The 14766-nt window shown below is 69.9% G+C and carries 4 protein-coding genes; 1 reads left to right on the top strand and 3 read right to left on the bottom strand.

Annotated features, from left to right (window positions below; all coding sequences use genetic code 11):
* Positions 1-89: 89 nt before the first annotated feature.
* On the top strand, positions 90-1085 hold the full coding sequence (locus tag AB0H49_RS26605) for a Gfo/Idh/MocA family oxidoreductase (RefSeq protein WP_357255275.1): 996 nt from the start codon (positions 90-92) through the stop codon (positions 1083-1085).
* Here the strand turns inward: AB0H49_RS26605 and AB0H49_RS26610 are convergent.
* The 3 genes from AB0H49_RS26610 to AB0H49_RS26620 form a co-directional block, all read right to left on the bottom strand.
* The gene (locus tag AB0H49_RS26610) at positions 1068-2141 is read right to left on the bottom strand and encodes an alpha/beta fold hydrolase (protein ID WP_357255278.1); all 1074 of its coding nucleotides are present in this window, start codon (positions 2139-2141) and stop codon (positions 1068-1070) included. The two genes, AB0H49_RS26605 and AB0H49_RS26610, sit on opposite strands and share 18 nt — an antisense overlap.
* Positions 2138-4186, bottom strand: a complete 2049-nt coding sequence (locus AB0H49_RS26615) for a thioester reductase domain-containing protein (protein ID WP_357255280.1) — start codon at positions 4184-4186, stop codon at positions 2138-2140. Before AB0H49_RS26615 ends, AB0H49_RS26610 begins: the two co-directional genes overlap by 4 nt.
* Before the next feature lie 380 nt (positions 4187-4566).
* Positions 4567-14667, bottom strand: a complete 10101-nt coding sequence (locus AB0H49_RS26620) for an HAD-IIIC family phosphatase (RefSeq protein ID WP_357255284.1) — start codon at positions 14665-14667, stop codon at positions 4567-4569.
* Between the last annotated feature and the right edge of the window lie 99 nt (positions 14668-14766).

The following is a 14766-nucleotide window of genomic DNA, read 5'->3' on the forward strand; positions in this document are numbered from 1 at the left end:
GTCCACAGGCGAGATACGCCCGCGCTGAGTGTTCGTCCGGCCCTCGAAGCGGCCCGGCCGCGGCGCGGTGCCGATGTTAGTGTCTGCTGATGACCGAAGACACGCGGCTCCGGATCGGGATTCTCGGGGCTGCCCGCATCGCGCCCGCGGCCGTGATCCAACCGGCCGGGCGCAATCCGGAGGTCGTCGTCACGGCGGTGGCCGCCCGGGATGGGTCGCGAGCGGAGCTGTTCGCCCGCAAGCACGGCATACCGAGGAGCTACGACAGCTACCAGGCGCTGATCGACGACCCCGATCTCGACGCGGTCTACATCCCGCTGCCCAACGGCTTGCACGGCCGCTGGACCCGCGCCGCCGTCCAAGCCGGAAAGCATGTGCTGTGCGAGAAACCGTTCACGGCCAACGCCGCCGAAGCACGCGAGATCGCCGATCTGGCAAGCGCTTCCGATCGTGTCGTCATGGAAGCGTTTCACTACCGCTACCACCCGCTGATCGCGGCAGCCGAGAAGATCATCGCCTCCGGCGAATTGGGAACGCCGCTGCGCGTGGAGGCCGCGTTCTGCTTTCCCCTGCCGAAGTTCTCCGACTTCCGCTACGACTACGCCCTCGCGGGCGGCGCGCTGATGGACGCTGGCTGCTACGCCGTGCACATGGCCCGCGTCCTCGGCGGCGAGAACCCGGAAGTCGTAGCGGCGCAGGCGAAGCGGCGCGACGATTACATCGATCGGGCCATTGCCGCCGAACTGCGCTTCCCGTCCGGACACACCGGCCGCATCCGGTGCTCGATATGGTCGGCCGACGTGCTGCGCGTCGGCGCCACCGTCATCGGCGAACGCGGCCGGATGCGGCTCGTCAATCCGGTGCTGCCGCACCTCGGGCATCTGCTCACGGTCCGCTCGGAAAGCGGCAGGCGGATGCGGCGCTTCGGCAATCGGACTTCCTACGACTATCAACTCGACGCCTTCGCGTCCGCCGTGCTGCGCGGCGAGCCGGTGCCGACAGCACCGGACGACGCCGTGCAGACCATGACCGTCATCGATGCCATCTACCGCTCCGCAGGTCTGCCGCTACGCCAGCCGAGCTGAGGTCTCGTCGAGAAAGTCGACGATGTGCCCGAACACGTCCAGCGCGGCGCCGCGGCCGATGAACGTGTCCAGGTGCCCGTAGGAGGGAATCTCGGTGTAGCGGACATCGATTCCCGGATTCCGTGCCGACAGCACCTCGTAGCACAACTTGTTCGAATCGAGCCACGCCTCGTTGCGGCTGCCGGACAGCAACAGCACCGGACAGTCGATGCGGTCGGCGTGGTCGAGGGCGTTCTCCGGCAGCGCGCCGTAACGGTCGTCGTCGACGTTCCATCGGACCGCGGCGTGCGCCAACTCCATCTGCCGCAGGTGCGGCAGGACCGAAAGCGGTATCGCACCGAACAATTCGGCCAGTCTGTCGTGGGTGCGCGGGTCCAGGTGGTCGTGCTCGAACAGTTTGGCGCCCATCCCCCACCCGTGGTGCACCATGCGGCAGGTGGGGTCGGGGCAGTCGCCTTTGCGCGACAATGCCGCGTACAGCAGGGTGCGCTTGGACCAGAGCCCGACCTTGCGGAAGTCGGATTCGATGTGGCCGACGCGTGAACCGAGCAATTCACTGCCGAGCAACACACGCACCCGCGCGGACGTGCTGACCTTCGGCGTCAGAAAGACACCCTGCGCGACGACGCCCGCCAGTCCCGGTAGCAGTCCCGCCGTCATACTCAGCGAGAGCGCCAAGGCGCCGATGCAGTGCGCGACGACGTACAGCGGACGGTCCCCGATCCGCTCCCTGATCCGCGCGACCGCCTCCGGGATGTCGTAGAGCGCGACGTCGTCGAAGGTGTAGGCGGGACCGGATTCGTTGTAGGGCAGGCGGCAACTGCCACGCCAGTCGAGCAGCCACGACTGGTAGCCCGCATCGGCCAGCACATCGGTGATATCGCGAATCTCGGGCAGCGCGAACATCTCCGAGGACACTCCGTGCCCGTGCACCAGCAGCACCGCGGGCGCGTCGGCCGGTCCCACGCGGCGCAACGTCAGATCGACGCCGTCTGCCGTACGAAAGGAAAACATCTCTACGGCAGGTAGTTCCGGTGTCGCGCGTAGGTCTGTCATCGGCGATGTTCCTTCCGCATGGCTCGGCGCAGATCGAGCAGATCGGTTCCGACCCGCAGAATCGGTTCCACCAGGCTCTTGCCGAGCTGACCGCCGAACCAGCTGAGCCACAGCATTTTCGCCAGGCGCCGTTGCCGTTCGGGCAGCCGGGGATCGATCTGGATGCCGTCGATCTGGTCGGGTAGGTAGGTGTGCATCGGCACGGCGACCTCGCCGGTGTAGGACGCGGGCTCTCCGGCGCGGCCGAGCTCGATCACCTGTGTTCCGAGCTGCCGCACGAGGCGTCTGCGCGCCGCGGCGAACTTGTATCCCTCCAGCCACCACTCGCCGCCGGAGGCGTCGCGCAGCGTGAGGCGGTAATGCATGATCGGGTGCCGCACTTCGTGGCGCAGCGGCAGTCCGTCGTGCGGACGCACCGTCGCGACGCCCTCGACGGTGAGCGGCTCGTCGTGCAGACCGGTGCAGGTGAGTTCGCCGGTGACGTCGAGTGTTCGCGCGGTGAACACCTGCGCGCCACTCGCGACGGACAGGGTCAGGCGTAGGTCGCAGGGCATTTCGGCGGGCTCGCCGATCGGGCCGACCATCCCGGCGAGTGTCTCGTTGAACCGCAGGTAGGGCTGTTCGCTCGCCTGCGGCCCGAGGCCGGTCATGGCCGCGAGCATCCGGCCGCGCGCCGCCGGACCGGGTGTGGCGGGTGCGGGCAAGCCGTTCGCGGAGACGAAGGCCTCGGTGCGTGTGGCCGATGCGGGCGGCGCGGTGACCATAGCCGCCAGCTGCCGACGGGCGACCGGACTCTGCAACACCTGCGCGAGCGATTCCAGCTCCGGCACCGGTTCCTCCCTGATCCGGCGGACCACGTCGTCGCACCACTGCTCCCAGTGCTGCACACGAATGCCGATGCCGCCCAACGTCGTTTCGGCGACGATCCGATCGAGTGAGGTGGGGGCGCCCGTGAGATGATAGTTGTGCCCCCAGGCGCTCGGCGTACCGACGATCTCGGCGGCCACCCGGCTGACCCAATCCACCGGTGCGGCGTTGAGGTACCGGAATCCGGGTGCGGTGCGGAAACGCATCAGCGCCGCGGTGATTCCGGCATTGAGATCGCGCGGGTTGTGCGCACCGGTCTCGGGGTGGCTACCGATGCCGCCCGGCCGGAGGACGGTCACCACGAGTCCGTGTTCGCCCGCCCGGCGCAGCACGGCCTCGGCGGCCCATTTCGACCGGTCGTAGCCGATGGGCAACGCGGCGACGTTGGCGGTCGGATCGTCCTCGCCCAACGCGGTGGCGTCGGTTCCGTTGAACACCGCCAGCGAGGAGATGTGATGCACCGGTTTGGGCTTGCCGGTGCAGGCCAGTTCGGCGAGGGTCAGCGGGCCGAGGACGTTGGTCCGGCGCAGCGACGGGTAGCCGCGCAGGAAGTCCACCGCGGCCCCGGCGTTGACGATCGAATCCACCTCGGCGGCGAGAGTTGCCCAGCGCTCGTCGGAGAGACCGAGCCGTGGTTCGCGCAAATCCCCGGCGAGTGGTGTCACGCGGCGTAGCACTTCCCGCGACCACGGCAGCATGAAGCGCCGCAAGGCGTGCTCCAGCCGTTCGGCGGCGGCCTGATCGTCGGCGGCGCGAACCAAACACACCACGTGGGCCTCGCTGTGCCGCAACAGATCCAGCAGCAAGTGACTGCCGAGGAAGCCGGTCGCGCCGGTCAGCAGGATGTGGCGCGGCGCGACCCGCTCCGGTGGCGCCACCAGCGGCAGTCGGTCGGCGCCCGCGAGATCGGCGAAGAGCTGGGCCAGATCGTCGGTATCGGCCTCGTCTTCGGTATCCCGCTGCGGTACAGCGGTTTCCGGGTGGTCGGCCAGCCAGCGGTTGGTCAGCCTGCGCGGGCGCGCGTCGAAGAACACCGTGTCGAGGTCGAGGTGGATGTCCAGCTCACGTGCCAGCGCGGCGACGAATTCCACCGCCGCGATGGAGGTGCCGCCCGCGTCGAAGAAGTCGGTGTCGGCGTCCATGGTTGTCGCGGTGAACCGGTTCGCCAGGGCGGTCACCGCCGCGATCACCGCGTCGGCACGAGCCGGCGGCGCGGCGGAGTCGGTGGGCGGCGTGGCGGGTCCAGGTTCGACCGGTGGCGCACCACCGATCCGCTGGGCCGAGTCGCCGAGAGCCGCGGCGGTGGATCCGGAGTCGACCGTCGGTACGTCACCGATCCCTCCGACCGAGTGGCCGAGAGCTTCGGTGGTGCGACTGCTGCCTGACTTTCGGACTATCGAAGATGCTGCGTTGCTCGATGTTTCGGCAACCGATGCAGCACCGGTACGCGCTAGCAAAGCGGCGACATCGAGCCCGCCAGCGCCCCGTTCGAGTGCTTCGCCGCGCACGCGACGATCGACAGCTGGATTGCGGACCGTCGTCGGCTCGTCGGAATCGGTCACCGGGCCACGTCCTCTCCTTGCGCCTCGGTCTCCCAGGACCGGAACGCCCGCAGGCGCTGGGAAGTCACCGACACATCCAGCCGCTGGTCGGCGGATCCTCCGACCAGCCGTGCGGCCAACCGCCGAGCGGGTTCGTTCCGGGCGGTGTGCTCGACGGACATCCGTACCGTCGAGCGGCCGAGGGCGTCGGCCCGATCCGCCACCCAAGCCAGCAGCCGCTCCTCGACGCCGCGACCGAGGGCGCGGCAGCTGAGCTGCCAGCCGCGAATCCGCAGCTCGTCCGTGTCCGCCCGCAGTGCGAGCACCGAGATCAGGCCGTAGTCGCCGAAGCGGTCACGCGCCGACGCCGTCCACACCTCGCCCTCGGCGCGCCATGTGTCGAGATCGTCGGTGGTCACCTCGGCGAGGGTGAACTGATTGGTCCGCAGGACGAGTTGCCGAGCACGCGCCAGGGTGGCGTCGCTCAGCGGCTCGATATCGACCTCGAGGGTCAACCCCGCGAGGAATTCCGCGAATTCCGTTGCGGCGCGAGCGCTGTCGCGTTCGTTCTCTTGCCGATAGAAGTCGGCCCGTGCCCGATCCTCGGCCGTCGCCGCGACCGGAACCATCGGCCACAGTCGCGACAGGAACGACTCCAGTTCCGCGGCGGGCGGGCACGTCACCGACAGCACCTCGGGCAGCGACGCGCGCATCCGCGCCACCTCGACCGGGTTGTCGTCGAGGTAGCAGAAGCTGTCGAGCCCGAGCCGCAGTGTGCGTGCGATCCGCTCCAGCCGCTCTGGCTTGCCGTCCCAGCCCGCGGACACGGCGGCGAAATGCTCGCGGCGCAGCGGGCTGTCGGGCCGGTCCAGGATCGCGCGGACGACGTCCTCGTCGTTGTTGGACACCAGCGCCAGCAGTGTTCCCGCGGCGCGCCATTGCAGCAACCGCTGCGCCAGCGCTTGGCGCGGTTCATCGAAAACGACTGCGTCGGAGCCTATCTCGCCAGCCGTACCGCTCCACAGGGTGTCGTCACCGTCCACGGCTATGACCTTCGGCACGGGCTCCGTCACGGCGGTCGCGGTGGCGACCAGGGTGAGCGCGACCGCCGCCTGGAATTCGGGCGTGAACGGCAGGTGTGCCAGGATCTCGGTCCGGCCGTCGAAGGGGTTGTCCACCGGGTGGCGGCGCGTCCACTCGCCCGCTTCCAGCACCGCGACACCGGGACGATCGCGCAGGCGTTCGGCGACCGACCGCTCCCATTCGAGCAACCGCTCCGCCGAACCGGCGGAAGGCAGGATGCCGACGATGATCGGCCGACGCGTGCGTTCGACTACCTCGAGGACTGCCGCCGGGTATTCGGCGGCCAGTTCGGCCAGCAGGTCGTCGGAGATCTCGCCGAAACGTTCCAGGTCGGCCGCGCGTAGCAGCACGATGCCCAAGTCCGTCGACGGCTGCGCGAAAACGCCGGAGGGGTCCCGCAGGCAGGACAGCACATGGTGATACGGCGCCTCCACGACGGTGATCGCCGTGGCATCGGAGGCCGCGGGAACCAGCTCGGGCAACCTGCCGAGCGCGAAGGTCGCGCCCAGCGCCGCACGGACGCCGGAAACAGACTGCTGTCCAGCGATTTCCGGCCGAGCCGCCGCACCGGGGTCGGTGACGACCGCCGCGACCGTCGCCAGATAGTCCGTGCCGAATTCGGCGCAGGTCCGCGCGTCGATGATGTCGCTGTTGTAGGTGAACCACACCTGGCCGGTGTCGGGCAGCACCGCGACCATGAGATCGAGATCGGAGTATCCCGTGCTCACCGGAACGATCGCGGCGGGGGCGACAGCCGAGTTGGCGCGCAGGTAGTTGAAGTACACCTCGATCATCGGCGCGTTGTCGCGGTGCAGCCCCTCGGCGGCCAGCGCGGCGAGCACTTCGGCGAAGCCCGCGCCGGGCGCGAGCAGGTTCCGCAGCCGCTCGCCGGTGCGCCGCAGCACATCGGTGACGAGGTCACCCGCTGGTGCGGAGGCCGGGAAGGGCACGGGCACACCGAAATATCCGACGGCATCGGTCGCGTCGGCGTGCATGCGAGTGTCCACCGGCACCGCCAACGCGAATCGATCCACCTGCTGCCGACGTGCCAGCAGAATGGTCAGCGCGCCGAGGAAGACCGCGGCCGGGGTGATGCCGAGGTCTCGGGCCCGGTCCGCGACCCGGTCGTGCAGTCCGGCGGGTATGTCGAGCGCGACCGACTCCGCGCCGTAGCTGCGCCGGGCCGAACGCGGATGCGCGAAAGTCAGTTCGAGCCTGCGAGATCCGGAGAACGCGTCGCGCCACCGAGCGATCGCGGGGTCCGCGTCGGCGCGTCCGCTCGTCTGTGCGGCCAGCAGCTGGTGCATGTCGCGGTTCGTCACGGCGCCGCCGAGGTCGACGCCGGATAGTTCCGCGGCGAGCTCACCGGCGACCAGCAGCATCGACTGCACATCGCTCATGCTGTGATGGGCGCCGAAAAGCACTGCCTGGCCGCTATTTTCAGCGTTCAGCAGTTCGAAGCGCCACAGCGGACCCGTCTCCAGGTCGAACGGCCGCGCCATCAGTTCTCGAAAACACCGCTCCAGTACGGCGTCGTCGAGTCGATCGAGATCGCGCCACGCCGCCAGCTCCCCTGGCTCGCGATGAACCTCGAGCTGGCGCCCGTGCTCGGCGCTGGGCCGGATGGTGGTGCGCAGCGCGGCATGCCGGCGGGCCAGCCGCGCCAGCGCTTCCTCCAGCTCCTGCCGGGTGACCGGCGTGGCCAGTCGCACGGCGACGCCGCCGGTCTGCGCGGCGCTCGGGATACCGAGTTGCTCGGTCCGCAGCAGCCGCATCATGTCCCTGGTCACCGGTAGCACTTCGACCTCGGGCACCTCGGCGGTCGCGTCCGTTCCGGCGGAATCGGCTTGGCTCAGCATTTCTTCGACGAGATAGTCGGCGAGGTCGGCGAGGCTCCGCTCGGCGAGAATGGTGCCGAGCGGCACGGCGATTCCGGTGTGCTCGCGCACCTTGTTGCGCAGTTCCACCGCCATCAAGGAGTCGAGGCCCAGGCTTTGGAACGTCTGCTCGGGCGCGACCGTTTCGGCGGCGCTGTGGCCGAGCACCTGCCCGGTCCACTCGGTGACCGCGGCCGTCGCCAGGGTGGTCGCCTCCGCGCGCGGCAGCGCCCGAAGTTGTTCGGCGAAGCGTGATCCCGCCGCCGCGTGGACGGGTGCGCGGTCGGCTGCGGCTCGCCGGGGCGCGCGGCGCACGAGCCCGCGCAGCAGCGGCGGGACGGCCGACGCGCGGCGCAGCACGTCGGTGTCGAGCAGCAGGGGAACCAGCATCGGATCGCCGAGCCGCAGCCGCAGCGCGGCGTCGAAACAGGCCATGCCCTCGGACACCGAGAACGCGCGGATGCCCGCTCGCGTGATACGCCGGATGTCGGCCTGCGCCATGTGGTCGTGCATGTCGACCTCCCACGCGCCCCAGGCCAGCGACTGCGCGGGCAGACCGAGCGACCGGCGATGCAGCGCCAGGGCATCGAGGTAGGCGTTGGCCGCCGCGTAGTTGGCTTGGCCCGGTGTGCCGAACAGGCCGCCCGCCGCGGAGAACAGCACGAACATCGACAGGTTCCGGTCCGCCGTCAGCTCGTGCAGGTGATGTGCCGCATCGACTTTCGGGCGCAGCGCGGCGGCGAGCCGGTCGGGCGTCAACGCGCCAAGTGTGCTGTCTTCGAGCACCGTCGCCGCGTGGACCACGCCGGCGAGCGGCATACCGTCGAGCAATCGCGCCAGAGCGGATCGGTCGGTGATATCGCAACGCGCGAAACGCACACGCACGCCACGGCTTTCCAGGTCGTCGCGCAACTCCGCGCCGCCGGGTCCGTCGATACCGCGACGGCTGACCAGCACCAGGTCTCGGGCGCCGTAGGCGTCGGCCAGATGACGGGCCAGCGCCGAACCCAGCCGACCAGGGGCCCCGGTGATCAACACCGTTCCGTCCCCCAGCGGCACCCGGCCCTCCGGCGCGCGCCCTGCCGTCTCCGGCAGCCGAACCAGCCGCGGCACGAACGCCACGCCGTCGCGCACCGCGAGCTGTTGTTCGCCCGCGGCCAGGAGCGCGGCGACATCCACTTCGGAGTCGGCCGTATCGAGCAGCACAATCCGGCCCGGATTCTCCGACTGTGCCGAACGGACCAGTCCCCACACGACCGCGCCCGCCGGATTCGGGCTGTCCACACCGGGAAGCGCCACCGCCCCACGGGTACGCACCACTAGCGTGGCTTGCTCGAAGCGGTTGTCCGCCAACAGTTTTTGTAGCGCGGCGAGCGTCCGCTGGGCCGTGTCGTGTACCTCACTCGGCGAATCACCCTCGGGCACCGGCAGAACGATCGCGTCGGCGACCTCCGGCTCACCGAGATTCCACTCGCTCACTGTGATCGTCCGGTTCGGCACGGACAGCGATATCCGCGACCACTCCATCCGGAACAGCCGACGGTACGCGGGCGCGAGCGAGGCGGCGTCCCACTGCGCGGCGGCTACCGGGCGCGACAGGACCGAACCCACGGACACCACCGGCTGCCCGGTCCGATCGGTCGCGGACATGGTGACGGCATCGGAGCCCGACCTGGTGAGCCGGACGCGCAACGCGGTCGCGCCGGAGGCCCACAGCGCGACATCCGTCCACACGAAGGGCAGCAGGGCGTTCCCACCGTCGGCGGCGAACAGCGCGGTGGCGTGCAACGCGGCGTCCAGCAAGGCCGGGTGGATACCGAACCGCGCGGCGTCACCGTGAGCGGCTTCGGGGAGCTCGACCTCGGCGAAGATCTCGTCCTCACGTCGCCATGCCGCCCGCATCGCCCGGAACAGCGGACCGTAGTGGTGCCCGCGGGCGAACAGCTTCGCGTACAGGTCGTCGACGTCGACGCGCACCACTCCGGCGGGCGGCCACGCCGTCGAATCCGATTGCGGGGGAGCCGGTTCGGGCTCCTCGGCCAGTACACCCTCGGCGTGCAGTGTCCACTGGGCATCCGGATCGTGTTCGTCGCGAGCGTAGACGCGCACCGTCCGGCGGTCCTCGGCGTCCGGGCCGCCGACCACCGTCTGGATCTGCGCGGATCCGCGCTCGGGGACGAGCAGCGGAGCGCGCAGCACGAGCTCGCGCAGCACCGGAGCGTCCACCTCGTCACCGGCCCGAATCGCCAGGTCGACCAGCGCCGCACCGGGCAACAGCACCGCGTTCGGTCCCGCGTGATCGGTCACCCACGGCTGTTGCCCGCGCGACAGCCGGCCGGTCAGTGTCACGCCGCCCGAATCCGGCTGCGACACAGCGGTGCCCAGGATGGGGTGCGCGACATCCGTCAGTCCGAGCGAGGCGGTGTTCCGGCTCGCGGAGTCGGTCCAGAACCGCCGCTCGTCGAAGGCGTAGGTGGGCAGATCCACCCGGCCGTATTCGGGAACCAGCCTGGTCCAGTCGAGTTCGTGCCCCGAGACGTACAGTTCGGCCTGCGCCCTGGCCAAGCAGGTCGGTCCGTCCTGGTCCCTGACCAGCGATCCGACGGCCACGACCTCGCGCGCGAGTTCCTCCGACACCGTCTTGACGGCCGCGGTCAGCGACGGGTGCACGCCGAGTTCGACGAAGTACCGGAACCCGTCGGCGATCATGCGTTCGATCGTGGCGGCGAATCGCACGGTCTCGCGTGCGTTCCGGCACCAGTAGTCGGGCTCGATCGTTTCGTCGGTCATCGGCTCGCCCGAGACGGTCGAATACCACTGTGTCACCGGCGAATCCGCCGCCATGTCCGCCAATTCGGCCAGCAGCGGATCGCGGATGGATTCGATCAACCGGCAGTGCCCGGCGAAGCCCGGACCGGTGGCGCCGAGCCGCGTGTAGATTCCCGCTCGCTCCATCTCGGCGAGCAGTTCCGCCACCGCGGCCTGCTCGCCCGCCACGATCGTCGAGCGGCGCACATTGACCGCCGCGATCGACACCCGGTCCTCGAACTTCGCCAGCCGCTGGCTCACCTCGGCCTCGGGCAGGCCGATCATGGCCATCGACCCGGGTTCGGTGATGCCCTGCATCAGGCGGCTACGCGTGAGGACGATCCGTGCGGCGTCACCCAATTCGATGACACCGGCGCAGTAGGCGGCGGCGATCTCGCCCTGACTGTGGCCGATGACCGCGTCCGGGGTGACGCCCGCCGCCCGCCAGGTGGCCGCGAGCGCGGCCATGGTCGCGAAAAGCAGCGGCTGCACGACCGGGAAGTCGGCGAGATCGGCGTCGGTCATGGTCGCCAGCCTGTCCACCAGCGACCATTCGATGTGCGCGCCGAAAGCCTTGTCGCACTGCGCGAATTCGGCCCGGAACTCGGCCGAGGAGGCGAGCATGTCGCGGGCCATGCCGACCCACTGCATGCCCTGCCCCGGGAAGACGAACGCGGTCTTGGCGTTGGTGAGCACCGGGCCGGCGCCGACGACGGCGTTCGCCGAGGACCGTCCGTCCACCAGATCGCGCAGGGCGCCGATCATCTCGTCTCGATCGCTCGCTACCACGACCGCGCGACGCTCGAACTGGGTGCGCTGCAATGCCAGCGCGCGCGAGACCGGGCCGGGCCGCAATCGCGGATCGGCGACCACCAAGTCCAGCAGCCGTCGAGCCTGACCGTGCAGCGATTCCCGGCTGCGGGCCGAGATCGGCAGCAGCGCCACGCTCGGGTCCTCGACCGTCGGGTCCGGCGCCACCGTCGGTTCGGCCGGGGCCTCCTCGAGGACAAGGTGCGCGTTCGTGCCGCTGAGACCGAAGGCGCTCACACCCGCGCGGCGCGGCCGATCGCCCTTCGGCCACGGCATCGGCTCGGAGCGCACGACCAAACCGCTTCGCTCCCAGTCGATCTGCGGTGACGGCTCACTCGTGCCGAGGGTGGCGGGGATTCGCTCGTGTTGCAGCGCGAGCACCAGCTTGACGATGCTGCCCACGCCCGCCGCGGCCTGGGTGTGGCCCACGTTGGATTTCAACGATCCGATGCCGAGCGGCCGGCGCGGATCACGGTCGGGCCCGAACACCCGGCCCAGCGCGCGTGCCTCGATCGGATCGCCGAGCGCCGTGCCGGTGCCGTGCGCCTCGACGTAGTCGATATCGTGCGGCGCCAGACCCGAGACGCGCAGCGCCGACCGCAGCACCTGCTCCTGGGCCGCTCCGTTCGGCGCACTCAGTCCCTGACTGCGGCCGTCCTGGTTGACGGCCGAACCACGAATGACGGCGAGGACCTTGTCGCCATCGCGGCGCGCGTCCCCGAGTCGCTTCAGCAGCAGCAGACCGGCGCCCTCGGCCCACACGGTCCCGTCGGCGTCGGCCGAGAACGGCGCGCACCGGCCCGTCGGCGACAGCACGCCCAACCGGCACAGCTCGATATGGGCGGTCGGCGACATCAGCAGCGTCGCGCCGCCCGCCAAGGCGAGGTCGCACTCCCCCGCGCGCAGCGCCTGCGTAGCCAGATGCACCGCGACGATCGACGAGGAGCACGCCGTGTCCACAGTGACTGCCGGACCGTGCAATCCGAGCGTGTAGGCGACCCGGCCGGACGCGACGCTCGGCGACAACCCGGTGCCGACCTGGCCGTTCAACTGCTCCGGCGCGGGATCGGCCAGATAGCCGGTGCTGTAGACGCCGAGATAGACACCGGTCGCGCTGCCGTGCAGGGCGCGCGGATCGCGACCCGACCGTTCGATCGCTTCCCAGCTGAGCTGCAACATCATTCGCTGCTGCGGGTCCATCACCGCGGCCTCGCGCGGGCCGATGCCGAAGAACGCGGCGTCGAAACGGTCGATGCCGTCGACGTAGCCGCCGCGGAAGGTGTACGCCTTGCCGGTCGCGGAGGTATCGGGGTCGTACAGGCCCTCGATATCCCAGCGGCCCGCGGGCACCTCGGTCAGGGCGTCGCGGTTGCTGTCCAGGAGGCGCCACAGCGCCTCGGGTGAATCCACCGCACCGGGGAATCGGCAGGACATCGAAAGGATGGCGATCGCGTCGTCGTCGGCCTCGTCGTCCTGAGCCGAGTCCAGAACCTCGGCACCGGACACCGCCGGCTCGTCGGCTTCGGTCGGGGCCAGCGCGGTGGCCACCCCGTCGATCGTGGGATGGTCGAACAGCAGATTGGTGTCGAGGAAACGGCCGACGAAATCCGACAGGTCGATCACCATCTCGACCAGATCCGCGGAGCCCAAACCGAATTCGACCATCGGCCGGTGCACGTCGATGCGTTCCGGATCCAGCGCCGCCTGCCGTGCGATCGCCGTCACCAGCCAGGATCGGATCGCGGCGGCGGACGGCTCCGCGCCGGTATGCTCCGCGGATTCGGCGCTCTCCGAGTCGGTTTCGTAGTCGTCCAGCTCGTCTTCGGGCGAGCGAACCGGCCCCGCCGACAGGGCGAGCAGCTCGCCGGACAGATACGCCGCCCGGCAGGCCGAACGCTGGATCTTCCCGCTGCTGGTCTTGAAGATGGCGCCGGGCCGGATCAGCAGCACCGCCGCGAGCGTGAGGCCGTGGTCGGTCGCCACCGCGGCGCGCACCGCGCCCTCGATCTCGGCCAGCTCGCCGGGCTCCTCGCCGCGCACCTCGGCCACCACGACCGGCTGCTCGCCATCCGCCCCGACGTCCACGGAGAACGCCGCGACACATCCGGGCCGGATCCCGTCGTGCGCGGCCTCGACGGTCTGCTCGATGTCCTGTGGATAGTGATTGCGTCCGTCGACGATCAACAGATCCTTGCGCCTGCCGGTGACGAAAAGCTCCCCGTCGGCGACGAATCCGAGGTCACCGGTACGAAGGAAACGGCGATCGTCGTCGGGCAATGCCGCACCGAAGATCTCGGCGGTAGCCCGCTCGTCTCGGAAATAGCCTGCGGCCACGCTGTTTCCGGCGATCCAGATTTCACCTTCGTCCCCGTCGCCGCGTTCGACGCCGGTCTCGGGATCGACGACCGCGATCGACATTCCTTCGGCCGCACCGCCGACACCGACCAACTCCGCGCCGCGAGCGCGGTTTCCGACGGCGTCTCGTCCCGGCACGTCCAGAAGGGTCGGCGGCGCGGCGACGGGTGGTGCGGTCACGATCAGGGTCGCTTCGGCCAAACCGTAGACCGGGTGGTGGGATTCGGCGCGAAACCCGGCCCGGCCGAAGGTCTCGGTGAACCGCCGTACCGTCGCGGCCCGCACCGGTTCGGAGCCGTTGAACGCCACCCGCCAGTGGCTCAGATCGAACCGATCGATCTGCTCCGGCGCGATACGGCGGGTACAGAGCTCGTACGCGAAATTGGGGCCGCCGCTGGTGTGGGCGCGATAGGTCGAGATCGCTTGCAGCCAGCGCTCGGGCCGCTGCAGGAAATGCAGCGGCGACATCAGCACCGAATGCGCGCCGAGGTAGACCGTGTGCAGCAGCGGCGCGATTAGTCCCATGTCGTGGTACATCGGCAGCCAACTGGCGAACAGCGCGCCGTCCCACGACTCGACCAGCGCGCGGTCGTGACCGAGGCCCGCGGCGATGGCGTCCTGGTTGTGCAGCAGATTCCCGTGCGTGAGCAGCACGCCTCGCGGCGCGCTCGTCGAACCGGAGGTGTACTGGATGAACGCGACCGAATCCGGTCCGAGATCCGGCTCCCGCCACGACGAGGCGAGATCGCCGGGCATCTCGTCGGTCGCCAGCCAGCGCACACCCGCCAGCTCCGGGATCTCGGCGCACAGGGCGGCGGACTCCGCGACGACCCGGCTCGGAGCCAGCACCACACCGACTTCCGCGTGCGCCACCATCCGCCGCAGCCTGCGCAGCGACCGGTTCTCCCATTCTGGCAGTGGCGCCGGGACGGCGACCACGCCCGCGGCCAGACAACCGAAGAACGCCTCGGCGAACTCGGGTCCCGCCGGGTACAGCAACAGTGCCCGTTCCGGCGTCGCGTCTTGCAAGGCCGCAGCGATCGCCCTGGCGCGAACGCCCAGGTCCGCGTAGGACATTTCGCGGACGACGCCGTCGACGTCACCACTGGCCAAGAATCGATACACCAACTCGGCGGGTCGGTTCTCGACCTGAGCGAACAGTGTGTCGACGAAAGACTTGAGCACGAACTACTTCCTCTTGCCGGTAACCGAGATTCAGCCGGTCTGGTTCCCCCGCGGCACGAGGAGTGGCAGGCCGTGCGTTGTGACTGACAGCGCTCCACA

The sequence above is a fragment of the Nocardia sp. NPDC050713 genome (assembly GCF_040654315.1).
In the GTDB taxonomy this organism is placed as follows: domain Bacteria; phylum Actinomycetota; class Actinomycetes; order Mycobacteriales; family Mycobacteriaceae; genus Nocardia.